At 65.0% G+C, this 24,527-nt stretch carries 25 protein-coding genes; 22 read left to right on the top strand and 3 right to left on the bottom strand.

The features are described 5' to 3' along the window. Positions 1–180 precede the first annotated feature (180 nt). The 8 genes from VMI09_05705 to VMI09_05670 all read left to right on the top strand — a co-directional run bounded on the left by VMI09_05705 (position 181) and on the right by VMI09_05670 (position 9,326). Positions 181–2,418, top strand: a complete 2,238-nt coding sequence (locus VMI09_05705) for a hypothetical protein (GenBank protein HTQ24172.1) — start codon at positions 181–183, stop codon at positions 2,416–2,418. A 9-nt stretch (positions 2,419–2,427) separates the two neighbouring features. Next, a complete protein-coding gene (locus VMI09_05700; protein ID HTQ24171.1) occupies positions 2,428–3,042 on the top strand; it encodes a DsbA family protein in 615 nt (204 codons plus the stop codon). A gap of 13 nt (positions 3,043–3,055) precedes the next feature. Then, on the top strand, positions 3,056–3,835 hold the full coding sequence (locus VMI09_05695) for an enoyl-CoA hydratase-related protein (GenBank protein HTQ24170.1): 780 nt from the start codon (positions 3,056–3,058) through the stop codon (positions 3,833–3,835). 208 nt (positions 3,836–4,043) lie between these two features. Next, entirely contained in the window at positions 4,044–5,189 is a 1,146-nt protein-coding gene (locus tag VMI09_05690) for an acyl-CoA dehydrogenase (GenBank protein ID HTQ24169.1), read from the top strand. A gap of 7 nt (positions 5,190–5,196) precedes the next feature. Continuing rightward, a complete protein-coding gene (locus VMI09_05685) occupies positions 5,197–6,831 on the top strand; it encodes a methylmalonyl-CoA mutase family protein (GenBank protein ID HTQ24168.1) in 1,635 nt (544 codons plus the stop codon). Between the two features lies 1 nt (position 6,832). Next, positions 6,833–7,237, top strand: a complete 405-nt coding sequence (locus VMI09_05680; protein ID HTQ24167.1) for a cobalamin B12-binding domain-containing protein — start codon at positions 6,833–6,835, stop codon at positions 7,235–7,237. A 36-nt stretch (positions 7,238–7,273) separates the two neighbouring features. Continuing rightward, positions 7,274–8,431: an acyl-CoA dehydrogenase family protein gene (locus tag VMI09_05675; GenBank protein ID HTQ24166.1), complete on the top strand. Its 1,158-nt coding sequence runs from the start codon at positions 7,274–7,276 to the stop codon at positions 8,429–8,431. A gap of 136 nt (positions 8,432–8,567) precedes the next feature. Beyond that, on the top strand, positions 8,568–9,326 hold the full coding sequence (locus VMI09_05670; GenBank protein HTQ24165.1) for an enoyl-CoA hydratase-related protein: 759 nt from the start codon (positions 8,568–8,570) through the stop codon (positions 9,324–9,326). A gap of 27 nt (positions 9,327–9,353) precedes the next feature. On the opposite strand, the gene VMI09_05665 is transcribed toward VMI09_05670, so the two are convergent. Then, a complete protein-coding gene (locus tag VMI09_05665) occupies positions 9,354–10,154 on the bottom strand; it encodes a tyrosine-protein phosphatase (protein HTQ24164.1) in 801 nt (266 codons plus the stop codon). Positions 10,155–10,371: 217 nt separating this feature from the next. Here VMI09_05665 and VMI09_05660 point away from each other — a divergent pair, with 217 nt between their 5' ends. The 13 genes from VMI09_05660 (at position 10,372) to VMI09_05600 (ending at position 22,024) form a co-directional block, all read left to right on the top strand. Continuing rightward, complete coding sequence (locus VMI09_05660; protein HTQ24163.1) at positions 10,372–11,484, top strand: APC family permease; 1,113 nt, start codon at positions 10,372–10,374, stop codon at positions 11,482–11,484. Then, positions 11,481–11,786 (top strand): hypothetical protein, encoded by a 306-nt coding sequence (locus VMI09_05655; protein HTQ24162.1) that lies wholly within the window; start codon positions 11,481–11,483, stop codon positions 11,784–11,786. Before VMI09_05660 ends, VMI09_05655 begins: the two co-directional genes overlap by 4 nt. Before the next feature lie 63 nt (positions 11,787–11,849). Next, positions 11,850–12,848, top strand: a complete 999-nt coding sequence (locus tag VMI09_05650; GenBank protein ID HTQ24161.1) for an LLM class flavin-dependent oxidoreductase — start codon at positions 11,850–11,852, stop codon at positions 12,846–12,848. An 84-nt stretch (positions 12,849–12,932) separates the two neighbouring features. Beyond that, positions 12,933–13,988, top strand: coding sequence for a zinc-dependent alcohol dehydrogenase family protein (locus VMI09_05645; protein HTQ24160.1), 1,056 nt, complete (start codon positions 12,933–12,935; stop codon positions 13,986–13,988). Positions 13,989–14,108: 120 nt separating this feature from the next. Beyond that, complete coding sequence (locus tag VMI09_05640; GenBank protein HTQ24159.1) at positions 14,109–15,089, top strand: NAD(P)H-quinone oxidoreductase; 981 nt, start codon at positions 14,109–14,111, stop codon at positions 15,087–15,089. 262 nt (positions 15,090–15,351) lie between these two features. Further along, a complete protein-coding gene (gene queA, locus VMI09_05635; protein ID HTQ24158.1) occupies positions 15,352–16,443 on the top strand; it encodes a tRNA preQ1(34) S-adenosylmethionine ribosyltransferase-isomerase QueA in 1,092 nt (363 codons plus the stop codon). An 8-nt stretch (positions 16,444–16,451) separates the two neighbouring features. Next, positions 16,452–17,618, top strand: coding sequence for a tRNA guanosine(34) transglycosylase Tgt (gene tgt, locus VMI09_05630; GenBank protein ID HTQ24157.1), 1,167 nt, complete (start codon positions 16,452–16,454; stop codon positions 17,616–17,618). 22 nt (positions 17,619–17,640) lie between these two features. After that, positions 17,641–18,012 carry a preprotein translocase subunit YajC gene (yajC, locus tag VMI09_05625; protein HTQ24156.1) on the top strand — a complete coding sequence of 124 codons (372 nt, stop codon included), beginning with the start codon at positions 17,641–17,643 and terminating at the stop codon, positions 18,010–18,012. A 68-nt stretch (positions 18,013–18,080) separates the two neighbouring features. Next, positions 18,081–19,754, top strand: a complete 1,674-nt coding sequence (gene secD, locus VMI09_05620) for a protein translocase subunit SecD (protein HTQ24155.1) — start codon at positions 18,081–18,083, stop codon at positions 19,752–19,754. A 35-nt stretch (positions 19,755–19,789) separates the two neighbouring features. Then, positions 19,790–20,110 (top strand): helix-turn-helix domain-containing protein, encoded by a 321-nt coding sequence (locus tag VMI09_05615; protein HTQ24154.1) that lies wholly within the window; start codon positions 19,790–19,792, stop codon positions 20,108–20,110. A gap of 90 nt (positions 20,111–20,200) precedes the next feature. Continuing rightward, on the top strand, positions 20,201–20,821 hold the full coding sequence (locus tag VMI09_05610) for a methyltransferase domain-containing protein (GenBank protein ID HTQ24153.1): 621 nt from the start codon (positions 20,201–20,203) through the stop codon (positions 20,819–20,821). Positions 20,822–20,845: 24 nt separating this feature from the next. Further along, positions 20,846–21,595, top strand: coding sequence for a carboxypeptidase regulatory-like domain-containing protein (locus VMI09_05605; GenBank protein ID HTQ24152.1), 750 nt, complete (start codon positions 20,846–20,848; stop codon positions 21,593–21,595). Between the two features lie 63 nt (positions 21,596–21,658). Continuing rightward, positions 21,659–22,024 (top strand): VOC family protein, encoded by a 366-nt coding sequence (locus VMI09_05600; GenBank protein HTQ24151.1) that lies wholly within the window; start codon positions 21,659–21,661, stop codon positions 22,022–22,024. 78 nt (positions 22,025–22,102) lie between these two features. Here the strand turns inward: VMI09_05600 and VMI09_05595 are convergent, their stop codons facing one another. Both VMI09_05595 and VMI09_05590 read right to left on the bottom strand, forming a co-directional pair. Continuing rightward, complete coding sequence (locus tag VMI09_05595; GenBank protein HTQ24150.1) at positions 22,103–22,912, bottom strand: lysophospholipid acyltransferase family protein; 810 nt, start codon at positions 22,910–22,912, stop codon at positions 22,103–22,105. 136 nt (positions 22,913–23,048) lie between these two features. After that, complete coding sequence (locus tag VMI09_05590; protein ID HTQ24149.1) at positions 23,049–23,897, bottom strand: FTR1 family protein; 849 nt, start codon at positions 23,895–23,897, stop codon at positions 23,049–23,051. Between the two features lie 240 nt (positions 23,898–24,137). On the opposite strand from VMI09_05590, the gene VMI09_05585 reads away from it, so the two are divergent. Continuing rightward, positions 24,138–24,500 carry a hypothetical protein gene (locus tag VMI09_05585; GenBank protein HTQ24148.1) on the top strand — a complete coding sequence of 121 codons (363 nt, stop codon included), beginning with the start codon at positions 24,138–24,140 and terminating at the stop codon, positions 24,498–24,500. Positions 24,501–24,527 lie beyond the last annotated feature (27 nt).

The following is a 24,527-nucleotide window of genomic DNA, read 5'->3' as shown; positions in this document are numbered from 1 at the left end:
AAGCCCTTGCCAAGTAAGGCCTGAATTCCTCAAAGCGGATGGCGGCGGAGACACTGGCATGCTATCGTGCGCACGAGTTTTTTGCGGCAGCGGTTCCGGTTGAAGGGGAGAGGCGGAGGGCATTCTAAATGGAGAGCTTCGCGAACGTGACTCTCCTGTCAGCCCGCCGCGCTGCCGCGGATGTCTGAGGCGAGCGCGAACCGCCGCGCGCTCGACCGCGAGGCGTCCGGCGCGTTCCTCATCTACCTGGTTCTTTCCTTTGTTTTTTTCGGCCGCGGGCTCGTCGGTCATTTCTCGACGTGGTATATCGGACGCGGCCCCGACCCGCCGCAGATGGTCTGGTCAGTGGGGTGGTGGGCGTATGCGATAGCCCATCGCGTCGATCCATTCCTGACCCAAGTCCTGTTCGCGCCGGTCGGCGCCAATCTCGCCTGGACAACCACGGTTGCGCTCGGCGCGTGGGTGGCTGCGCCGCTGAGCTGGACGTTCGGGCCGGTCGCCGCGTTCAACGTCCTCTGTCTGCTCGCGCCGGCGCTCGCGGGATGGGCCGCATTCGTTCTTTGCCGCTGGATCGCGCGAAGCTACTGGCCGGCGCTCCTCGGCGGCTGGGTATTCGGGTTTTCGTCCTACGTTGCATGCTCGCTGCGGACGCATCTCAATGACGCGCTGATCTTTGCGGTTCCGCTGGCGCTTTGGCTCGCGCTGAGGCGGCTCAACGGCGACCTCGCTCGGCGCCGCTTCGTTGCTGGCGTGGGAGTGCTGATCGCCGCCCAGTTCCTGTTCTTCCCGGAGATTGCGGCGAGCGCGAGTTTCACCGGCGGTTTGGCCTTCCTGATGGCGATGCCGCTGGTCGACGAGAAGCAGCGCCGCGGCTTGCGGGCGTTGATCCCGGAGATAGCGGCGGCTTACGCGGTCGCGGTGGTCCTGCTCTCGCCCTACCTGTATTACATGTTCGCCTTCGGCCACACTGGCGGCTCGGTTCTCGATCCGGTGCTGTTCGGCGCCGACCTGTTAAGTTTCGCAGTACCGACCGCGGTCAGTGAACTCGGACGGCTGCCCGCGATCGCTGGGGTCGCCAGCACTTTTCTCGCGAGCCTGACCGAGACCACTTCCTACATAGCGTTGCCGATGATCGCGATCGTCGTACTGTTCGCCCGCGCCCGTTTGCGCGAGCCGATCGGACGCTTGCTGATCGAACTGCTCGTCGTCATCTGCGTGCTCGCCTTGGGCTCGCGCGTCGTGATCGCCGGCGCCCGAACGGTTGCCGCTCCCTGGGCGCTGCTGCTCCAGTTTCCGCTGTTGAACAAGATCGTGCCTATTCGCCTGATGGCGTATGCATTCCTGGTGCTCGCGATTATCGTAGCGATGTGGCTCGCCGCGGACGGCGCCCCGCCCGCGCGCAAATGGGTGCTCGGCGCAGCGCTGGTGCCCTTCATGCTGCCCAACTTGTCGGCGCAGTTCTGGATACAACCTTTCCAAGCGCCGCCGTTCTTCTCCACCGGGCTCTATCGCCAGTATCTTGCGCCCGATGAAATCGTGATGACGCTGCCGAATCCGATCTACGGCGACGGTATGCAATGGCAACTGGCTACCGACATGTATTTTCGCCTGGCCGGTGGATATATCGGACTTTCGCCGCTCGCCCCGCCCGAGTACGCGCGCTGGCCGATCATGGCGGCGCTGTACGACGTCGCCGGCGTTCCCGACGCGCCCGATCAGCTCAAGGCGCTGCTCGTGCACGAACAGGTCGCCGCAATTATCGTGGGCCCGGAGAAGTACTGGATGACCAAGCGCGAGGACGGCCGCCCGACCGCGGCGACCTGGGTGCGCACGCCGCCCTCCGAGGAGGATCGCGCGGCGCTTCGCGATTTGCTCGCGACCTTGGGCGTGCGGCCGCTCGAAATTGGCGCCGTCACGCTCTATCGGCTTACCCCATCGACCCTCGCGCCCTTCCTGAAGCTAAGTGCGCTCGACTTGCAGCGGCGCTACGCGCGGACGCGATTCGAGACGCTGCTCGGCATAGCCGAGCGCTACCTCGCCGGCGGCGGCGACCTCGACGCGCTCAACGACCGCAAGTACGAGGTTCTGGAATCCGCCCCTCGATGGTTCGGCGGTCCGGCCTTCCCAAGGCTCAACCCCAACAAGATGTTCCAGGTGCAGTGGACGCTCGGGCGATGGCATCCGGGACTCGTCGCGGTCGGCGTCGAGGGCTCTTACGACGCGTTGTGGCCGCTGATTGCGCAATACGGGCCCGATTCGGCGGGCGTGTATTTTCCCTTTCCGCAAAAGCTCGACACGCCGGCGCCGGAGAAACCTCCTGACCGCACGGGCGCTCCGGCGCTGATGGTGATGGAGTTCACCCCCGCCGCGCTCGCGAGCGCAGCGGCGCGCGTTGCGCGGCCCGCCGTTCCGCCCTAAGCTCGGCGCATGGCTGCGCGCGTCGTCACTGTCTATATCGATTACAAGAGCCCGTACGCCTACCTCGCCAAGGATCCGACGTGGGAGTTGGAGCGCGAGTTCGACGTGCGCCTGGACTGGCTGCCCTACACGCTCGAGATCCCGCTCTATCTCGGCACGGTCGAGGGCCGCAACGCCCATCAGTGGCGCCGCATTCGCTACAGCTACATGGACGCGCGCCGGCTGGCGAATCGGCGTGGTCTGACCGTGCGCGGCCCGCAAAAAATCTTCGATTCGTCGATCGCTCACATCGGGATGCTCTACGCCAAGCGCCATGACGCCTTTCGCCGGTACAACGACCTGGTCTTCGACCTTTTCTGGAAGCGCGAGATTGATATAGAAAATCCCGAAGCGATTCGTGCGGTGCTGTCGGAGGCCGGCGCGCCCGCCGCCGGCTTCGCCGACTTCTTCGGCGGCGAGGGCCGTGTCGCGCACGATCGGATTTGCCGCCAGGCCGAAGAAATCGGCGTGTTCGGCGTCCCGACCTACGTGGTTGACGGCGAGCTTTTCTGGGGCGGCGATCGGCTCTGGATGGTGCGCGAGAAACTGGCCGTGCCGCCGCCGCGATCCGCACCGGCACGATAAACAGGAGAAATCTGTGGAACTGAGGGAGATCACATTCGACAAGGCAGCGGTCGCGACGCTGACCGTAAACCGGCCCACCGCACTCAATGCGCTCAATCGCATGGTGCTCGAGGATATCGCAGCGGTGCTGGCCGAGATCCGCCGCGACCCGGCGGTGCGCGTGCTGATCGTGACCGGCGCGGGCGACCGCGCTTTCGTCGCGGGCGCCGACATCGCCGCGATGTCCGAGATGACGCCGGGCGATGGGCTGGAGTTCTCGCGCATGGGCCATCGCGTGATGCAGACGCTCGAGGATCTGCCGATTCCGGTTATCGCCGCGGTCAACGGCTTCGCGCTCGGCGGCGGACTGGAGCTGGCGATGGCCTGCGACCTGATAATCGCCAGCGAAAAGGCGCGCTTCGGCCAGCCCGAAATCAATCTCGCGCTGATTCCCGGCTTCGGCGGCACCCAGCGCCTGCCGCATCGAATAGGCCACGCCCGTGCGCGCGAATTCGTGCTGACCGGCGATATGTTCGACGCCAAAACGGCGCTCGCGCTCGGGCTGGTCAACCAGGTCGTCGCCCCCGACGAACTGATCCCGGTGGCGCGCAAGTTGGCCGAGCGAATCGCCTCGAAGTCCGCCGTCGCGATCCGGCAGGCCAAGGCGGCGCTGCGCGCGTCGTTCACGATGGAGGAAGACGCGGGGCTGCGTTTCGAGCAGGAGGCCTTCGGCCTGACTTTCGCCAGCGAGGACCGGGTTGAAGGCACAAGGGCGTTCGTGCAAAAGCGCGAGCCGGCCTGGAAGCACAGGTAACGGCGTAAAGAGGGCACCGGCGAGCGAGCAAGGGCGTCAAACGGCTCAATCTGCGCGTTTCTATCATCGCGCGCCGTCTATTAAGATACGGTTAAGGAGCGGGCAGGCTCCCGCCGGATGTCGCAAGGACAAGCGGTGACAATACGGGACGATTCGATTGTTTGATGATCCCGGCTTTGACGGATTCGGAAGCGGATTTGGAAGAATAATGGATCTGGAACTCACCGAAGCTCAGCGCGCGGCCCGCGACACGGCGCGCCGCTTCGCGCGCGATCGCCTGACGGCCGTCGGTGTCGAGGTGGACCGCACCCATGCTTACCCGGCCGAGGCGATCGCCGAGCTCGGGCGGCTGGGCATGATGGGCATCTTCATCCCCGAGCAGTACGGCGGCGCGGGCCTCGACCACGTCGCTTACTCGCTGGTGATCGAGGAGCTGGCCGTCGAATGTTCCTCCACCGCGGTGATTCTCTCGGCCCATTCCTCGCTCGCGTCGTGGCCGATTCTCGGGCTCGGCAGCGAGGACCAGCGCAAGCGCTACCTGCCGAAGATGGCCGCGGCCGAATGGATCGGATGCTTTGCGCTCACCGAGCCGCAGGCCGGCTCGGACGCCGCCGGCCAGCGCACCCGCGCCGTGCGCGACGGCGACAGCTACGTGATCAACGGGACCAAGAATTTCATCACCAACGGCCCTCAGGCCGGAGTGGCGATCGTGTTCGCCAACACCGATCCGGCACAGGGCCATCGGGGAATCAGCGCGTTCATCGCGGAGACTTCCGACCCGGGCTACCAGGTCGTGCGGGTCGAGGAGAAGATGGGCATCCGCGGCTCGCACAGCGCGCAGCTCGCGTTCAGCGACCTGCGCGTGCCCGCCACCAACCTGATCGGCAAGGAGGGCGACGGCTTCAAGGTTGCGATGAAGACGCTCGACGGCGGCCGGATCGGAATCGCCTCGCAGGCGATCGGAATCGCGCGCGCCGCGCTCGAGGCGTCGCTGCGCTACGCCCAGGAGCGCAAGAGCTTCGGCAAGCCGATCGCGGACTACCAGGCGATCCAGTGGAAGCTCGCCGACATGGCGGTCGAGATCGACGCGGCGCGCCTGCTGACGCATCGCGCGGCCACGCTCAAGGACGCCGGCCTGCCTTGCACGACCCAATCCGCGATGGCAAAACTTTTCGCAGCCGAGGCCGCGATGAAGGCGACGACCGAGGCGATCCAGGTGCACGGCGGCTACGGCTACACCAAGGAATTCAAGGTCGAGCGGTACTTCCGTGACGCCAAGATCACGGAAATTTACGAGGGCACTTCGGAGATTCAACGGCTGGTAATTTCGAGCCACGTACTCGAGGACCGGTGAGGCAGACGTGAGCACCAAACAACAATGGCTGGAAGGCACGTACACGAAGGGCAAGGAGCGCCCGGTGCGCTTCTCGACCGTCTCCGACCTGGAGGTCGAGGCGCTCTACACGCCCGAGGACGTCAAGCAGGACTATGACCCGGCGCTGGGCTATCCCGGCGAGTTTCCCTACACCCGCGGCGTGTACGAATCGATGTACCGCGGACGGCTGTGGACGATGCGCCAGTTCGCGGGTTTCGGCCTCGCCGAGGACACCAACCGCCGCTTCCATTTTCTCCTCTCGCAGGGGCAGGACGGCCTTTCGACTGCGTTCGATATGCCGGGCCTGATGGGCTACGACGCCGATCACGAGCGCGCGCTCGGCGAGGTCGGCCGCGAGGGCGTCTCGGTCTCCTCGGTGCACGACATGGCGCGCCTGTTCGATCGCATCCCGCTCGACAAGGTGTCGACCTCGATGACGATCAACTGCTCGGCCTCGGTGCTGCTGGCGATGTACCTGGTGGTGGCCGAGCGCCAGGGCGTGCCGTGGCATAAGGTCGCGGGCACGATCCAGAACGACATGCTCAAGGAGTTCATCGCGCAGAAGGAATGGATCAGCCCGCCGCAGCCCTCGATCCGGATCGTCACCGACATGATCGAGTTTTGCGCGAAGAAAGTTCCGCGATGGCATCCGGTGTCGATTTCCGGCTACCACATCCGCGAAGCGGGCGCGACCGCGGTGCAGGAACTCGCGTTCACGATCGCCGACGGCATCTGCTACGTCGAGGAAGGGGTCAAGCGCGGTCTCAACGTCGATGAGTTCGCGCCGCGGCTCTCGTTTTTCTGGGACCTGCATAACGATTTCCTCGAAGAGGTCGCCAAGCTGCGCGCAGCGCGCCGGATGTGGGCGCGGATCATGAAAGAGCGCTTCGGCGCGACCAATCCGCGCTCGATGATGCTGCGCACGCACGCGCAGACCGCGGGCGTCTCGCTCACCGCGCAGCAGCCGCTCAACAACGTCGTGCGCGTCGCCATCCAGGCGCTGGCGGGCGTGATGGGCGGCGTGCAATCGCTGCATACGAACTCGATGGACGAGACGCTGGCGCTGCCGACCGAGAACGCGGTGATGGTGGCGCTGCGCACACAGCAGATAATCGCGGACGAGACCGGCGTCACCAACACGATCGATCCGCTCGGCGGCAGCTACGCGGTCGAGGCGCTGACCGACCGCATGGAGCGCGACGCGATGGAGTACATCCGCCGCATCGACGAGATGGGCGGGATGGTCAAGGCGATCGAAACCGGCTACCCGCAGCGCGAGATTTCCGAGGCCGCTTTCAACTATCAGCGCCAGCTCGAACAGGGCATCAAGACCGTCGTCGGCGTCAACAAGTACACGATCCCGGAAGAAATAAAGATCGAGACGCTGAAGATCGACAGCGCGATGGAAGAGATGCAGATTCAGCGGGTGCGCAAGATGAAGCGCGAACGCAATTCAACCGCGGCGCGCGAGGCGCTCAAACGCGTCGCCGAGGCCTGCCGCTCGGGCGAGAACCTGATGGAGCCGATCTGCGAGGCGGTCCGCCGCGATGGCACAGTCGGCGAAATCTGCGACATCTTCCGCTCCGAGTTCGGCATCTACACCGACCCAGGTTGGATCTAACGTGGCCGAGAAACGGCTCAGAATTCTGGTCGCGAAGCCGGGGCTCGACGGACATGATCGCGGCGCCAAGATAATCGCGCGCGCGCTGCGCGATGGCGGTTTCGAGGTGATCTACACCGGGCTCCATCAGACGCCCGAAATGATCGCCGAGGCTGCCGTGCAGGAAGACGTCGATGCGGTCGGGCTCAGCGTGCTCTCAGGCGCGCACATGACGCTCTTTCCGGAAGTGATGCGCCTTCTGAAGGAGCGCGGCGCAGCCGATATCGCGGTCTTCGGCGGCGGGATCATCCCCGAAGACGACGCGCTCAAGTTGCGCGAGGCGGGCGTCAAGGAAGTCTTCACGCCCGGCGCTTCAACCGAAGATATCGTCAAGTGGGTGCGCGAGCACGTGCGTCCACGCGAGTGACGCCCGAGACGGCGCGATCCCGATGGAATCCCTGCGATGAACTTCAATCTTAGCGACGAGCAGCGCACGATTCGCGATACGCTGCGCCAGTTCGCCGAGCGCGAGATCAAGCCCAACTCCGCCAAGTGGGACAAGGAGGAGATCTTCCCGCGCGAAGTCATCGGTCATCTTGGCGAGCTCGGCTTTCTCGGCATCGCGTTCCCTGAGCGCTTCGGCGGCGGCGGCGCCGACACGCTCAGCCAGGCACTGGTGGTCGAGGGTCTCTCGCGCTACGACGCTTCGGTCGGACTCACCTGCGCGGCGCACATGTCGCTCTCAAGCGGCCACATCAACTTGTTCGCCGCCGACGAGCATCGTGCGCACTACCTGCCCGACATGGTCGCGGCGAAAAAGCTCGGCGCGTGGTGCCTGACCGAACCCGGATCGGGCTCGGATGCGGCCGCGATGCAGACCCGCGCGGTGCGCAAGGGCGACAACTTCGTCATCAACGGCGCCAAGATGTTCATCACCAACGGCTCGGTCGGCGACGTTTATGTAGTGATGGCGGTGACGGACCCCGCCAGGAAGCGCTCGGGCGTTTCGGCCTTCATCGTCGAGCGCGGCACGCTCGGCCTTTCCAACGGGCGGCGAATCGAAAAACTGGGGCTTCGCGCCTCGGACACCGCCGAGGTGATTTTCGACAACGTCACGGTGCCCGCAAGCAACCTGATCGGCGAGTTGGGCGAGGGCTATAGCCAGACGCTCAAGGTGCTCGAGGGCGGGCGAATCGGAATTGCAGGCTTCGCCGCGGGAATCGCGCGCGGTGCCTTCGAGGAAGCGACCGCCTATGCCAAGGAGCGCAGGCAGTTCGGCAAACGGATTGCGGACTTCCAGGCAATCCAGTGGATGCTGGCTGACATGGCGACGCGGATCGACGCGTCGTGGGTGCTGATGTGTCGCGCCGCGGAGCTCAAGGACAAGGGCAAGCCTTACGGACGCGAGGCCGCGATGGCCAAGCTGTTCGCCTCGGAGACCGCGATGTGGACGACGATTAAAGCAGTGCAGATCCACGGCGGCTACGGCTACATGGCCGAATTCCCGGTCGAGCGCTTCATGCGCGACGCCAAGCTGGCGGAAATCGGCGAGGGCACGAGCGAGGTGCAGCGGATGATTATCGCGAAGTCGCTGCTGCGCGACGGCTACATGCCCGCCTGAGCCCCGTCTGCCGCCGCGCATCAGTTACAAGGGGCCGCCAGTTGTGCGGCCCTTTTCGTTTCCGGGCGCCTTGCGTGACGTGATCGCGGAAAGCGAGAGGTGCTAAAAGAGGGGAAAGAGCAGGGAGGATCGTCCGATGAAAGTGCTGTTCGAAAAGAGGGGGCCGATCGCCTACGTCACGATCAATCGTCCCGAGCGGCTCAACGCCTGCGACTTCGAGACCTACGGGCGCCTCTCGCAAATCTGGCGCGAGTTCGGCAAGGACCCGGCGCTCCGGGTCGCGATCTTCACCGGCGCGGGCGAGCGCGCGTTCTGCGCCGGCAGCGACATCAAGTCCAACTACGTCGAGCAGCCCAACGAAGAACTGCTCGACGCGCCGTATCCGGTGATGTTCGAGCTTACCAAACCGATCATCGTGGCGATCAACGGCCACGCCAACGGCGGCGGGCTCGAGCAGGCGCTCTGCTGCGACATCCGCGTGGCCGCCGAGCACGCGCAGTTCGGGCTTGGCGAGGTGCGTCTTGGATGGCTCCCCGGGGGCGGGGGCACGCAGCGCCTGCCGCGGCTGATTCCGCTCGGGCGCGCGCTCGAGATGCTCTACACGGGTAATCGAATCGGCGCCGCCGAGGCGCTGCGTCTGGGACTCGTCGATCACGTGGTGCCGATGAGCGGCCTGATGGCGAAGTGCGAGGAGATCGCGGGCGAGATCTGCAAGAGCGCGCCGCTTGGGGTGCAGCGGATCAAGCAGGCGGTGATGCGCGGCCTCGACATGCCGCTCGCCGACGGGCTGAGGCTCGAACGCGAGCTCTACAAGTGGCTGCAGGACACCGAGGACGCGCGCGAGGGCGCGCGCGCATTTGCCGAGAAGCGCGCGCCGCAGTGGAAGGGCAAATAGGAGCGCCCCCGGCGCACCCGTAATCGCTTATTCGTCGTCGCGGCCGGAAGCGTCGTCGGACGCCGAGGGATCTTCGAGCAGGTCTTCGAGCAGATCTTGGCGGATCGCGGCGAGGTCGGAGCTGTCGAGCCCGATGCCTTCGATCATGAAGGCATCGATACCGCCGGATTCGTCGATCAACTCGAATACCGGCTCGAGTTGCGCCGCGGCCAGCGGCATTTTCGGAAATACGAGGTTGCTTTCGAGGAAATCGGCGACTATGCGCTCACGGCTCACGCCGAGCAGCTCGAGCAGCATCGCCGCGCCCACGCCCGTGCGGTCGCGCCCCGCCGAGCAATGGAACAGCAGCGGGTAAACCTCGCGTTCGGCGAGGATATTGAAGAACGTCCGCCAATCCTCGCGGAAGTCGTGGATGATCGCGTGATGTTCGCGGCCGGGAATCAGGCTTATCGGCTCGCGCTCGCGAAACCATCGATCGCCGATCGGGATATGCTCCCAGCGCACCTCGCGCATCACGTCGGCGTGCGGCGGTCCGAGGATCGAAATCTCCGTACGGCTCTGGAGCGTGACCACGGTGCGGAGCCCGGCCGAACGTATCGGGCTTTCCTCGGGAACCTCGGCCAGATGCGCCGAGCGGAAGACCATGTTGCTGCGCGTGCGTTTGCCTTCGCTGGTCGGATGGCCGCCGAGGTCGCGGAAGTTGCGTCCGCCGTAGCGGCGCAACAGCGTGAAATCGACGACGACCCTGCGTCCGGCGAGCTTGTCACCGCCGTCGTCGGTTTTGCGCACGATCGCGGATTTGTTTTCAGTTTCGTTGTCGGCCGGCACTTGAAGACTACCTGCGACGCGGCCAGAGGCCGCTGCGCCCCGCGTCATCCGCACGATTCAATTTTAGCCTGTATGACCGCTGGCGAAAAGTGCGCGAATCGCGGCCGGCTTTGCGCGCCGATTATCGTTTGATGAAGGTTCTATCGGGCGGCGCCGCGCTGCCGGCGGGCCGCGCTCGACAGTTGCACAGACAGGGCGCTACAAGGAATAGCCTCTCGTGGAAGTCTCGCCAAAAATCGCCGGCGCACACGATTTGCGCGCGGGATGCCTTAACTTCGTCGAGCTGTCGGCGATCGCGGTCGCGAACATCGCGCCGACGCTGACGGCGGTTCTGATCATGCCGCTGATGTTCGGCGCGGCCGGCAACGCCAGCTGGCTCGCATACCTGTTCGGAGCGGCGATGCTGCTGTTCGTGGCGCTGAACCTCAACCAGTTCGCCCGCCGGTCAGCGACGACCGGATCGATGCACGCGTACACGGTGACGGGGCTTGGCAACACGGCCGGCGGCATCTCCGCATGGTGCCTCGTTTGGGCTTACCTGTTCGACGGGATTCCCGGCGTTGCCGGGTTCACGATCTTTGCCAACGCCGTGCTCGGCACGGTGGGGTTGCACGTTCCGGCTCTACTGACCTTCGCGATCGTGGTCTTCGTGGTCTGGCTGCTCGCGTACAAGGACGTGCAGCTCTCGAGTATCGTGATGCTCGCGTTCGAGGGCGTTTCGCTGACACTCGTACTGATCGTGTGCGCGGGCGTCCTGCTGCGGCATCGTTTCGCCCTTGACCCGGGACAGCTCAGTCTGAAGGGATCGACCGTCGCCGGAGTCGCGATCGGCGTGAATATCGCAATTTTCAGCCTCGTCGGGTTCGAGAACCCCACGGCGTTTGGCGAGGAGGCGAAGGATCCGCTCGTGACCATTCCGCGCGCGTTGATCGTCGGATTGCTGCTGAGCGGCATCCTGTTCGTCCTGTTCGCGTACACCGAGGTGCTGGGCTTTGCCGGGTACAAGACGACGCTGGACAAGGTCGATACGCCGATCAACATCCTTGCGGGCGTGGTCGGGATGCCGGCGCTGATCGTGCCGCTCTCATTGGGCGCGATGATCGGCTCGTTCGCCGCGGTTTGCGCCTGCGTCAACGCCAGCGCGCGGATTCTGTACTCGCTGAGCCGCAACGGCACCCTGCATCCGGCAGTAGGCGCCGCTCACGCGGTGCATGAGACGCCGCACGTTGCCGTCACGATAATGAGCGCGCTGTTCCTCATCATTCCGGCCGCTCTGCTCTCGTGCCGGGCACGCAGCTCCTCGATATCGTCGGCTACGGAGGCTCGTTGACCGCGTTCGGGTTCATTGCCGCCTATTTCCTGGTCTCGATCGCTGCACCTGCCTATCTCAAAAACCAGGGCATCGTGCGCGGCCGCGATTATGCGCTCGCCGCCGTCGCAGCCGTGATGCTGCTGTTCCCCGCGGTAGGCAGCGTCTATCCTGTCCCCACGTGGCCCTACAGTATTTTTCCCTATCTCTTCCTTGCGTATCTCATAGCCGGACTGGTGTGGATTAGCTCGCGGCAGAACGCCACCTACGAGATAGCCGATGGCACGGCCGCGGCGTCAGCGGAGGACGACGTTTCGACCTAGAAGACAGTGCGATAAACTGAAATCATCTCCGGCGTCTGAGCGCCGCGAGGGTTGGTAAACGCGATGGCTTATAAAATCTCGCTCGGCGTGAACTGGCAGGGCAAGCCCGACTTCAAGGGCATGATCGATCGCGCGAAGGCCGCCGACGACGCCGGCGTGCATTCGATCTGGGTCGCCGAGGCGTGGGGCCGCGACGCCTTCACCAGCCTCACGCTCCTCGCCGAGCACACCCGGCGGATTGCGCTCGCGACCGGGATCGTCAACACCTACTCGCGCACGCCGGGCGCGCTGGCGCAGCATTTCGCGACGCTCGACGAGCTGAGCGGCGGGCGCATGATTATCGGGCTCGGCACCAGCGGTCCGCAGGTGATCGAGCATTTCCATGGCGTCGCGTTCAACCCGCCGCTCACACGCCTTCGCGAGTACGTCGATATCATCAACCTGCTGATGGCCGGAGAGCCGCTCAACTACGACGGCAAGCTCTTCAAGCTGAAACGCGGCTTTACGCTGCGCTTCGAGCCGCCGCGGAGGCACGTGCCAGTCTATATCGCCTCGCTCAACCGCAGGAGCGTCGAGTTCACGGCGCAAAAAGCGGACGGATGGCTGCCGGTGATGATACCGCTTGGGCGGCTCAAGGAATCGATCGCGGAGTTCCGCGCGATGGCGGCGAGCGCCGGGCGCGACCCGGTCTCCCTCATGGTCAAGTCGCCGAGCACCATTCACGTGACCAATGATCCGGACCGGGCGCGTGCCGCCCAGGCGGGCACGCTCTCGTTCTACGCCGCCCGGATGGGCACCTTCTATGCCGAGCAGCTCACGCGCCTGGGCTTCGGTGACGACGTGCGCCGGATTCGCGAGGCATGGGCGTCGGGCGGCTCGAAGGCCGGCGCCGAGGCGGTCTCGCCTCGTCTCCTGGACGAGACGGGCTACGCGGGCGACGTCGCCGGGGCGCGCGAGCGGCTTGCGGCCGACGCCGAGGCGGGTGCGGACCTCTTTCGCGTAGAGGTCGATGCGGCCGACCTCGCCGCCTACCAGCGCACGCTGTCGGCGCTCGCCGCGTGATGAGAAACAGGTTGCCAGTCTCGGGGCGTGGCGCTATACGAAGGTTTGGCCGCACGCAGGTTCGGCTCCAAGAAGGAGGACACAATGAAAGCTGCAGTCATGGAAGGCGTTCGCAAACCGCTGGTCGTCAGGGACATGCCCGATCCGCAGTGTCCTCCAAATGGCGCGATCATCAAGACCGCCGCCGAGGGTATCTGCCGCTCCGATTGGCATCTGTGGTCAGGCGACTGGACCTGGGTGGGCCTTACGCCCAGCATGCCGATGATCATGGGCCACGAGTTCTGCGGCGTGGTCCAGGAAGTCGGCAAAGAGGTCAAGGACTTCAAGAAGGGCGATCGCGTGCTCGTTCCGTTCAGCCAGGGCGACGGCACCTGCGAGCTCTGCCGCTCGGGCAACTCCAACATCTGCAACACGCCGCTCATCCCGGGAGTCACCTATCATGGTGGGTACGGTTCGTATGTCGGCATCCCCTACGCCGACCTCAACCTGGTCAAAATGCCTGACGGGGTCGGCTTCCTCGAAGGCGCCTCGCTGGGCTGCCGCTTCATGACCTCGTACCACGGGATCGTCGACCGCGCGCAGGTGCGGCCCGGCGAATGGGTGGCGGTGCACGGCTGCGGCGGAATCGGTCTTGCCGCGATCCAGATCGCGTCGTCGATCGGCGCTAACGTTATCGCGGTGGACCTCGACGGACGCAAGCTCGAACTGGCTAAAGAAGTCGGCGCGAGCCATATCGTCAATGCCAAGGCCGGCGATCCGGCGGCGGCGATCGTGGACATCACCAAGGGCGGCGCGCACGTATCGGTTGACGCGCTGGGCGTCGCTGCGACCTGCCGCAACTCGATCAACAGCCTGCGCAAGCAGGGACGCCATCTGCAGATCGGTCTCACCACGCAGGCCGAGAAGGGCGAAATCGCGGTGCCGATCGACAAAATGGTGCTGATGGAGTTGCAAATCGTCGGCACGCTCGGGATGCAGTCGACGCGCTACCCGGGGATGCTGCAGATGGTCGAGGCGCGCAAACTCAACCCCAAGGCGATGATCACCGGCACGGTCGGACTCGACGGCGCCTCCGCGATCCTCGAAGAGATGACCACCTTCCAGAACGTCGGCGTGACGATCATCGACTACAAGATCTAGCGCGCAGCGGCGTTTGTGGTTTCGGCTTTTCCGGAGAGGGTCCATCGCGGACCCTCTCCGCATTTTACGCGCGCGGGACGCGGCTTCGCGCCCGCGGCGCGGCGGGAGGATGTTCCGGCGATGAAGGCGGTAGTTTGCGAGAAACCGGGCGACGAGAGCGTGCTCAAAATCGGCGAGGCTGCCGATCCCACGGCCGGTCCGGGCCAGTTGCTGATCCGGGTCAAGTATGCGGGCCTCAACCGCGCCGACGTGATGCAGCGTCAGGGCTTTTATCCGCCGCCACCGGGCGCCTCGGAAATCATCGGCCTCGAATGCGCGGGCGAGGTCGCCGCGATCGGAGCGGGAGTCGGCGGATGGCGCGTCGGCGAGCGCGCGATGGCTCTGCTGGCGGGCGGCGGCTACGCGGAATTGGCCGCGGTCGACGCCGGCTCGGCGATGAAAATCCCTCGCGCGCTGAGCGACGAGGAGGGCGCGGCATTTCCCGAGGTATTCATCACCGCGTTCCTCAACATCTTCATGCTGGCCGCCGCGCGGCCGGGCGAATCGGTCCTGGTGCATGGAGGCGGCAGCGGCGTCGGCACCGCGTCGATTCTGCTCTGCAAGGAAGCCGGGGTGCGCTCGATCGTGACTGCCGGCAGCGACGCCAAGTGCGAGCAATGTCTCAAGCTCGGCGCGGACGTCGCGATCAATTACAACTCGGGGCCGTTTCCCGCCGCGGTCAAGACCGCGACCGGCGGCCGCGGCGCTGACATCATCCTGGACAGCATCGGCGCCGCCTACCTCGGTCAGAACCTGGAAGCGCTCGCGCACGGCGGGCGGCTGGTATTGATTGGATTGATGAAGGGCGCGTGCACCGAGATAGATCTGACCGGCGTCCTGCGGCGTCATCTGAAAGTGATGGGCTCGACGCTGCGCACGCGTCCCGAGAAGGAGAAGGCGGCGATTATTGCCGCGCTGCTCGAGCGTTTCGGCGCCGCGCTCGAGGCCGGCCGGCTGCGCCCGCCGATTTACAAGGCGGTGCCGATGGCGAACGTGGCCGAGGCGCATCGCATGATGGCGGCGAGCGAACACTTCGGCAAGATCGTGCTGCGCGTCGCGTAGAGGTTGGCGGCCGTTCCTGGGGCGGGGGCGGTATGTTCGAAAATCGCTCCGCGTTGATCAGTGGAGCCTTCTCTTCAGTCATCCCGAGCGAAGGCTGCCAGAGTCGAGGGACCCCGGAATCTTTTTTGTGTCGAGGCATCCGCGACGAAGGCCCGGAAAGGTCGGGATCCTTCGACACGCGCAGCGCTCGCTCAGGATGACACCGGAAAAAGCGCCGCGTTATTGGCGCTAACACCTCAAAAACCATCGAGGACGAATCCAGGTGCGTATCGCCGCCGAGCCGGCGATGATAGTTTGGTTCGTTGGCGCGTGGCTGACTTGCCGCGCCAGCGCGATGCGTCTTAGCGAACTCGACTACAATCTGCCGCCGGAACTGGTTGCGCAGGCGCCGCTCGAGCGCCGCGACGAAGCGCGCCTGATGGTGCTTGACCGGCGCGCCGGCACGATCGAGCACTCGCGTTTCTACAAGCTTGGCGATTTTCTGCGCGACGGCGACCTGCTTGTGCTGAACGACACGCGCGTGTTTCCCGCGCGGCTCTTCGCGCGCAAACCCACCGGCGGCGTGGTCGAACTGCTGATGGTGCGTCCGGTGGACGAACCGCCCGGAGCCTGGCTCGCGCTGATGCGGGGCCATCGCGAAGTGCGCGAGGGCGCGCGCCTTACGCTCGACGACGGGCGCGCGCTCCGCATCGCGGGCTTTCAGCGTCCCGGCCGCCCGTTGGTCGTGAGCGACGGCCCGGTTTCGATCGAGTCCATCCTGGATAGCGCAGGCGCGCTGGCGCTCCCGCACTATATCCATCGCGCGCCGGGGCCGGCCGACCGCGACGATTACCAGACCGTGTACGCCGCGCAGCCCGGCGCGGTGGCGGCGCCGACCGCCGGACTGCACTTCACGCGCGAGCTCCTGGCAAAGCTCGCGGCTGCCGGCGTGCGCGCCGCGTTCGTGACGCTCCATATCGGACCGGGCACGTTCACGCCGCTTCGCGAGCCGCAGGTCGAGGCGCATAGCATGGAGGCCGAGTGGTACACGATCCCGCCCGCAACGCTGCAGGCGATGGCGCTTGCGCGGCGAACCGGCGCCCGTGTGATTGCGGTCGGCACCAGCAGCGTGCGCGCGCTCGAATCGCATGCGATAACCGGCGACGCCGAGGGCGCGACCGGACTTTTTATTTCGCCCGGATATCGCTTTCGCGCGACCGACGTGATGATTACCAATTTCCATATGCCGCGCTCGACCGTGCTGGCGATGGTGATGGCGCTGGCGGGGCGCGAAGAGATTCTCGACGCCTACCGCGAGGCCGTGCGCCATCGCTACCGCTTCCTGAGCTACGGCGACGCGATGCTGATCCTGTGAGCGCGAAGATGCCATCCGACCGAGAAGCCGCGGCGCCGCGGTTCAGTTTACGGGGGTTCGGCTTCGAAGTCCTCGAGCGCGACGGCGATGCGCGCGCGGGCCGGATGACGACCGCGCACGGCGAGGTCGCAACTCCCGCCTTCATGCCGGTCGGCACCCGCGCCGCCGTCAAGGCGATGGCGCCCGAGGAGCTATGGCAGTTGGGTTACCGGTTGGTGCTCGCCAACACCTACCATCTCGCGCTCCGGCCGGGAGCTGAGCTGATCGAAGAGCTTGGCGGGGTCGGGCGCTTCATGGGCTTCGACGGCGCGGTTTTGACCGACTCCGGCGGCTTCCAGGCGATGAGCCTTGCGCGGCTTAACGCGATCGATAACGGCGGAATCCGTTTTCGCTCGCACCTGGACGGGTCGGAGTTCATGCTGACGCCGGAGCGGACAGTCGGAATTCAGGAGCGGATCGGCTCGGACCTGATGATGGCGCTCGACGAATGCACGCCGTATCCGGCCGAGCGCGCGCGAGTCGCTGCGTCGCTGGAGTTGACGGCGCGATGGGCCGAGCGATGCGTTGCGGCGCGGCGCAGTCCGCATCAGGCGCTGTTCGGGATAATCCAGGGCGGCGTTTATCCGGAACTCAGGCGGCGAAGCACGGCGCAGATAACCGCGATGCCGTTCGACGGCTTCGCGGCGGGAGGGCTTGCGGTGGGCGAGCCGAAGGAACAGATGCGCGAAATGGCTGCGCTGAGCGCGACCTTGCTGCCGGCGGAACACCCGCGCTATCTGATGGGCGTCGGCACGCCGGAGGATCTGGTCGCCGCGGTCGGGATGGGCTATGACCTGTTCGATTGCGTGTTGCCGACGCGTAACGCGCGCAATGGCTCCGCGTTCACGAGCGACGGCCGCCTGTCGATCAAGCAATCGGTGTATGTCCGCGACCCCCGGCCGCTGGAAGAGGGCTGCGGATGCCGCACGTGTCAGCGGCTTAGCCGCGCCTACCTGCGCCATCTATATATTTCGGGCGAGATTCTGGCGGCGCGCGCGCTAACGGAACATAATCTTTACTTCTACGCCCGCTTGATGGCCGGGATGCAAGCTGCTATCGCATCTCGCACTTACCGGGAATTTGCGGCCGCCACGCTGGCGCGGCTAGGCCGCCGGCAAAGCGCGCAGCCGGAGTAGATAAAGGATAAAATGGTCGCCGATGTTTCTTGAAGGAATTGCGTGGGCGCAAAGCGCTGGCGGGGCGGCCGCCGGTGCTCAGCCGCCGCTTATCGATCAATTGCTGTACGGGCCGGGTGTGCCGTTTGCCCTCCTGATCGTTGCTTTTTACTGGTTCTTCCTGCGCCCCCAGAGCACCAAGGCGCGCGAGCATCGCGACATGCTGGCCAAGCTCAAGCGCAACGACGAGGTCGTGACCGCCGGCGGGCTGCTGGGCCGGGTAAGCGAGATCGGCGAGAAGGTTGTCGTGCTGGAGATCGCGCCGAACGTGCGCGTGCGGGTCGAGCGCAGCCAGATAACTGGGCTTTCGAGTTACGGCAAGGCTCCGGCCGGCAAGAATCAGAAGGCGGAGTAATCGCGGCGTGCGTTCAGGCCGGTTTTGCGGAGTCCGTCGAAAAAGTAAAGAAGTGAAAAAGTAGAACAGTGGAAAACGCAGCAAACGCCAACGCCGATTTTATCCCGATAATTGTCCTGCTCGCGGTGGCGGGCGCCTTTTTGTGGCTGCACTTCACCGGGGGCAGCGGACGCACCCGGCTCTATCTCGCCGTGGCGCTGACTTTCCTCGCCGTGCTGGTCCTGCTGCCCAGCATCAGCGGCGCGCTGCCCGACTGGTGGACCAACACCATTCCGACTCCGAAGATCCAGCTCGGACTCGATCTCCAGGGCGGCACCCATCTTCTGCTCGAGGTCAAAGTCGACGAGGCGGTCAAGACTCAACTGCGCCGCGTCGCCGAAGACGTCAAGCAGGAGATGAAGCAGAACAAGCTCGAGGTTAAGAACGTCGCCTCGGACGCTACCTCGGTGAGAGTGACGCTCGCGAGCGCAGACGAGCGGAGCGCGTATCTTGACCTCGCAAGCAAGGTCTTTTCCGACATGGTGGTCGGCCTCGCGCCGAACTCGGGCGACGCCGGGCCGGCCTACCAGATGACCTTTCGGCCGATGGAGCTGGATCAGGTGCGCCGCAATGCGATGGAGCAGGCGCTCGAGACGATTCGCAATCGTATCGACCAGCTCGGCGTGCGCGAAACCACGATCGCCCAGGAAGGCAACGACGAGATCCTGGTGCAGCTGCCCGGGATCCAGGACCCCGAGCGCGCCAAGGAGCTGATCGGCAAGACCGGCGTGCTGCAGTTCAAGCTGGTGGACGACAATCATCCGGTGTCGGACGCGCTGCGCGACGGACCGCCGCCGGGGGATGAAGTTCTCTACGGCCCGGCCAGCCGCGGCGGCCGCGAGCCATACCTGATCGAGTCCCCGGTGCTGCTCACCGGCGATACCATCACCGACGCGCGCGTGCGCCCCGGGGCCCAGCTCGAGGGTCCGTACGTCAGCGTCGATCTCGATCAGCGCGGCGCGCAGATTTTCGGCGCCATCACTTCGGCCAACGTCGGCCGCAAGATCGCGATCGTGCTCGACAACGTAGTCTATTCCGCACCGGTCATCAGAGAGCCGATTCCCGGCGGCCACGTGCAGATAACCGGCAGCTTCACCTACGACGAGGCGCACGAACTTGCGATCGTGCTGCGCTCAGGCGCCCTGCCGGCGCCGGTCGAGATTATCGAAGAGCGCACGGTCGGACCGTCGCTCGGGCGCGATTCGATTCACGAGGGCGAGCTGTCGTTCGTGGTCGGCGCGCTCGTGGTGCTGATCTTCATGGCGCTTTACTACAGCGGCGCCGGCCTGCTCGCCGACTTCGGCCTCTCGCTCAACATTCTGCTGCTGATCTGTGTGATGGCGGCGCTGCAGGCGACCCTGACCCTGCCAGGCATCGCCGGCATCGTACTCACGCTCGGAATGTCGGTTGACGCCAACGTGCTGGTCAACGAACGGATGCGCGAGGAGTTGCGCCTGGGCAAGACGCCGCGCGAGGCCGTGCGCCTCGGCTACGAGCGCGCATGGTCGGCGATTCGCGACTCCAATATCTCGACCTTCGTCGCCGGTCTGATCCTCTTCCAGTTCGGAACTGGTCCGGTGAAGGGTTTTGCGGTGACGCTCTGCGTCGGCGTGCTGACGGGCGTTTTCTCCTGTTTCGTGGTGACGCGAGCTTGGTACGATCATCTGATTTCGGCGCGCCGACTTAATACTATTAGCGTCTGAATGTAATTATAGCACGTTAATTTGCGCACTGACGGTTGACCGACGGCCTGTTGGCGAACACGACCACGCAAGGCCATGGCGGTTTGGGCGGCATTTTGCCACAATACCTTGACTTCATAAAAGGGTTCATATTAAAAACCGCGAGCTTTAGAGCACGACCCATGGCAGACAAAGACGACGTGCTTTTGAACTCCCGGGAAGTGGCATTTCTGCTCGATTTGAGTCCCGACACCGTCAACGAATTCGCACGCCGCAACATCCTGCCCGCGTTCAAGAAAGGACGGCAGTGGCGCTTTCGCAAGCGGGACATCGCGTCGTTCAAGCGTCAGACGCGCGGCATCAACGCGGCAGCCTAGCGCCGAAGCGGGGAAAAGTTTGAAGGATGCGCGCGCTGTATTCCTGCAGGCGCGCTGCATTCCGCAAGGAGGCTTGAGGTAGTACTAGCGATGGGCGAACCGCATCAGAGCCGCGTCTATTCCGACCTGGCACGTTTCTACGACCATACGTTCGGCCGCATCTTCGTCGATCACGAGCACGAGATAATCGAGCAGCTCAACCTGCGGCCGGGCCAGCAGGTGCTCGAAGTCGGGGTGGGCACCGGCATTTCGCTCGACGCCTACCCGCCCTACGTCAAAATCATCGGGATCGATCCGTCGGCCGACATGCTGGCGCTCGCGATCAAGAAGACGCGCGAGAACGGCTGGAGCCATGTCGATGTCCGCCGGGGCGACGCGCTCAACCTCGAATTTCCTGACAATAGCGTCGATTGGGTGACGACGTTTCACGTGATGACGGTGGTGCCGGATCCGCTGCGCATGATGCAGGAGATGGTGCGGGTATGTAAGCCCGGCGGCAAGATCGTCATGATCAATCATTTCGCGAGCGACAACCCGCTGCTTTACTCGCTCGTGTGGGCCGCCAATCCGCTGACCCGGCATCTCGGATGGACGACGCGGCTGCGCGTGAGCGATGTGCTCGACGGCCACAAGATTCATGTCGAGCGCAACGAGCGTATCGCGCGCTTCTCGTTTCATCGCGTCGTGATCGCCACCAAGCTCGCCGTCTAGCAGGGCGGCCTTGAGAGGCAGCTTTTGCGCTATAGGTCCGGTCTCTTCGCTCCCGCCGCTCTCGCCGCCGCCATCGTTATCGCATCGCTTGCGCTCGCGGTCCGTGCGCGCACCTATCAGGCCGAGGCGGTCAAGGATGGCGGCGCGATCGCCGGCACTGTCCGGTTCGACGGCATGCCGCCGCCGCGCCAGCCGGTCGAGATCAGCAAGGATCGCGAGGTCTGCGGCGCCGCGCCGCACTATGACGAGAGCCTGGTTGTGGGCGCCGATGGCGGCGTCCAGAACGCCGTCGTCAGCGTCGCCGACATCGCCGCGGGCGCGCCGCTGGTCCCGCTCAAGGACGTGAATTTCGATCAGGAGGGATGCGAATACAAGCCGCACGTGCTGGCGCTTCCCGCCGGCAGTACGATCGATATCGTCAACTCCGACGGCATTCTGCATAGTGTTCGCACCGAGTCGAAGCTAAATCCCGCGCTCGACATGGCGCAGCCGCCGTTCAAGCGCGTGATCACGACCGCGCCGCTGAAGTATCCCGAGTTGATCGAGGTCGGCTGCGACGCGCACAACTGGATGCACGGATGGTGGTTCGTCGCGGGCAATCCGTACTATGCGGTGACCGGCGGCGGAGGTAAATTCGCGATAAAGGATGTTCCGCCGGGGACCTACACACTCGAGGTGTGGCAGGAAAAACTCGGCACGCAAAGGCGCAAAGTGACGGTCGAGCCGGGCAAGACCGCGACCGTGGATTTTTCGATGCGCCTCGGCAAGCAGTAAGGGTGCGGAAACCCGGACCTAAGCAGGGCGACGGTCGCGCGACGGTTAAGAACGATGGCACTGATGAAACGTTTCGATGCGCTGGAAGTTGCGACGAGCGATCTTGGCGATGCGGTCAGGACCTACCAGAGCAATTTCGGCTTTGAATTGAAATCCGCCTCCGGCGGCGATACCGCGACGCTCAAGGTGGGCGGCGCGGAAATCCGTTTGATCGCTGGCGCCGCCGCAGCTGCGACGATTGCCGCGAGCGGCGAGGGTCTCGCAGGACTGTGGCTCGAGACGGAAGACGTCCAGCAGGTTCTGGCGGCGCTCAAAAATGCGGGTCTCGAGGCGCCGTCCCCGAAGATCGATCAGGGACGCCGCGTGATTGCGATCGACCCGAAGATCGCCAACCAGGTTCCGCTGTTCATCTTCGACCGCAAGGTCTGATCTCCGCATCGTAAAACTCGCTGCGGCGTGAGGCGAGCGAAGGCGCCAGCCGCCCGACGCGCGAGGCTGTCAGCCGGTCTAGACTTTGGCGACAAAGAGCGCGCGCACGCTTTCTTCCAGTTGGCGGGTCAGCGCTTCGCGGTCGGCGCCGTGCAGTAGGGCGGTGTCGATGGCCGGCCCGATCGCCATCCGCATCCGCCGCCCCGGCCGCACGATTCGAGCGCCGCGGGGAAAGAAGCTGGCGCTGCCGCTAATCGCCATCGGCACGCACTTTTGTCGCGTAGCGATCGCAAGCCAGGCCGCCCCGTCGTTGAACGGATGCACGCAATTGTCACTGTAACGCGTGCCCTCGGCAAAAACGATGATTGAGAAGCCGTCGCGCACGGCCTTGACCGCCTTGCGAATTGCCTGGCCGCCCTTGGCGCGGTCGATCATAACGTGTCCCGCGCGGCGCATCGCCATGCCTACCACCGGAATTTTTTCCAGCTCGCGCTTCGCCACGAAACGCGGATGCCCGGGCATCCGGGCGCAGATCGCAAAGATGTCGAAGAAACTCTGATGGTTGGAGACGAGAACGTAGGTACCGAGACCGGCCAGATTCTCAAGCCCATCGATCTCGAGCTTGACGCCGCAGGTCCAGAGGATTAGCCGGCCCCAGGTGCGCGTGATCGGCGTCGCCAGGTGAGGGTGGCCGAGGAGCCCGGCCAGGGCGGCGAGTGGCGCGAAAATCGCCGTGTACAGCACGGCCATCGCGGTGGCAGCCCCGCCCCATACGAGTTCGATGACGCTGCGCGCGGGCGGCGCTGCAGGGGCGGCCTGGGGCGCTGCGGTTTCGCCGGACGCCGGATGGGCCGGATCGTTGGTGGCCGGGTCGTTGGCAGATGGCATCGCGCACATTCCTCAGGAACAACTGCGTACAGCTTTCGCGATGCGCGGGCAATATCGTGGCGCGAAATATGGATTCACGCGGACGCAATGCGAGTCGACGGAAAAAGGCTTGCGCGAACGCGCGCGGCGTTTGCGTCTAGGCGACGCGCGGAGTGACTTTGCTTGCGGCCGCTGCCGGTGCGGCGCTCACCTTGCGTCTCGCCGCGCGAACCGGGACCAGCAAGGCCAGCACCGCCAGCGCCAGCATCCCGGCCTGCGCCGCCAGCGTCTGCACCGTGGGGAAGAGTCCGAGCACCTGGATGGTCGGCACATAGTCAACGAAAGTGGCGCGTAGCACGCCCGATTCCTGGAAGCTCGCGATCCCCTGGCCGACGAAGACAACCGCCATCGCGTAGAGCAGCACAGAAGTTGCGGTGAAGAACGAGCCGAGTGGTATCCGGAAGGCCGCCTTGCGCAGGACCATGAAAATTATCGCGAGCGCGACCGCGCCGGCCACCAAGCCCACGAGCACGGCATGACGCTCGACCGTCTCGGTCGCGCCGCCAAGCAGAGCCTGGAAGAAAACGATGGTTTCGGCGCCCTCGCGCATCACCGCCAGGAACGCCGTCAGCCCAAGCGCGATTGACGGCCCGGCGATGTCGCGCGAGGCCTCGACCTTGTTGTGCAGGAAGGCGCGCCAGCGGTCGCTCTGGCTGCGCGCCGTCAGCCATGAACTCACGTAAAAGAGCGTCGCCGCGGCGAGCAACTGGAAGATGCCTTCAAGGGTGTCGCTGGTATTGTCGGCGATGAGATGATTGACCGCCCATGCCAGTACGAGGCTGAGCCCGATTGCGATCAGGGCCCCGGTATAGATATCGCGCGCACACCGTTCCTGCCCGGCCTCGCGGACTGCGGCCAGGAGGGCGATGATCACCAGGAGAGCTTCGGAACCTTCGCGAACCAGGATGCCGAAAGAATATACGAAATAGGGCAAAACCGTGGGCACTTGTATTCCTGGACCCCTGACGCCTTATAGCTCCGTCACGCGATCTTCTAATTGAGAACCATTCTCAATTAACCCTATTACGGCCGCGCTCGCGGTGTCAAGGCGAATCGGCGCGCACCCAAGCCGACCCTGCTTGCCGCGCATCATGAGCCGGTGTAATTTCGACATCAAAGCGGGGCAGCGGGCCTGCGAGGGCGCGCGCCCGCTTTCGCTTTGGGGAGGTCGGTTGAGGAGCACCGGATGCGCTGCCTCTATTGCCGGCGATGGGCCGGACTGATCCGCCGGACCTGTCCGGTCTGTGGCAAAGTGGCCAGAATCGTCGAGCAGGCGGGCGGCACGGTGGGACTGGTTGGGCTGGTGGACATCTTCGTCGCCGAGGGTTTCTCGCGGGAGCAGGTGGACCGGGTGCTGGATGCACAGGTGGGCGATCTGCCCACGTTGCGGGACCGTCTGACCTCCGAGCTGACCAACGTGTTGATGCGTGGATTGGGCATGCCCGGCCGACAATCGCCTGAAGACGTACGCCGGGTTCGTCGCTCGATCCAATCGGGGGGCGGTGAGGGCACGTGGCGAGCAGGGGACAAGCCGCCGGAGCCGTCCTGATCGGCAGCTGCGCATGAGCACTTGACT

This window comes from Candidatus Binataceae bacterium (assembly GCA_035500095.1).
In the GTDB taxonomy this organism is placed as follows: domain Bacteria; phylum Desulfobacterota; class Binatia; order Binatales; family Binataceae; genus JAKAVN01.
Note: the sequence above shows the minus strand (reverse complement) of the source record. Positions and strands in the feature narration are given on the sequence as shown.

Bases quoted from the DNA above. Each gene is read 5' to 3' on its own strand.
- VMI09_05675 (HTQ24166.1), top strand. From the start codon at position 7,274: ATGAACTTCAATCTTAGCGACGAGCAGCGCACGATTCGCGATACGCTG.
- VMI09_05645 (HTQ24160.1), top strand. From the start codon at position 12,933: ATGAAAGCTGCAGTCATGGAAGGCGTTCGCAAACCGCTGGTCGTCAGG.
- yajC (HTQ24156.1), top strand. From the start codon at position 17,641: ATGTTTCTTGAAGGAATTGCGTGGGCGCAAAGCGCTGGCGGGGCGGCC.
- VMI09_05640 (HTQ24159.1), top strand. From the start codon at position 14,109: ATGAAGGCGGTAGTTTGCGAGAAACCGGGCGACGAGAGCGTGCTCAAA.
- VMI09_05700 (HTQ24171.1), top strand. From the start codon at position 2,428: ATGGCTGCGCGCGTCGTCACTGTCTATATCGATTACAAGAGCCCGTAC.
- VMI09_05670 (HTQ24165.1), top strand. From the start codon at position 8,568: ATGAAAGTGCTGTTCGAAAAGAGGGGGCCGATCGCCTACGTCACGATC.
- VMI09_05585 (HTQ24148.1), top strand. From the start codon at position 24,138: ATGCGCTGCCTCTATTGCCGGCGATGGGCCGGACTGATCCGCCGGACC.
- VMI09_05600 (HTQ24151.1), top strand. From the start codon at position 21,659: ATGAAACGTTTCGATGCGCTGGAAGTTGCGACGAGCGATCTTGGCGAT.
- tgt (HTQ24157.1), top strand. From the start codon at position 16,452: ATGCCATCCGACCGAGAAGCCGCGGCGCCGCGGTTCAGTTTACGGGGG.
- VMI09_05705 (HTQ24172.1), top strand. From the start codon at position 181: ATGTCTGAGGCGAGCGCGAACCGCCGCGCGCTCGACCGCGAGGCGTCC.
- VMI09_05595 (HTQ24150.1), bottom strand. From the start codon at position 22,912: ATGCCATCTGCCAACGACCCGGCCACCAACGATCCGGCCCATCCGGCG.
- VMI09_05650 (HTQ24161.1), top strand. From the start codon at position 11,850: ATGGCTTATAAAATCTCGCTCGGCGTGAACTGGCAGGGCAAGCCCGAC.
- VMI09_05610 (HTQ24153.1), top strand. From the start codon at position 20,201: ATGGGCGAACCGCATCAGAGCCGCGTCTATTCCGACCTGGCACGTTTC.
- VMI09_05690 (HTQ24169.1), top strand. From the start codon at position 4,044: ATGGATCTGGAACTCACCGAAGCTCAGCGCGCGGCCCGCGACACGGCG.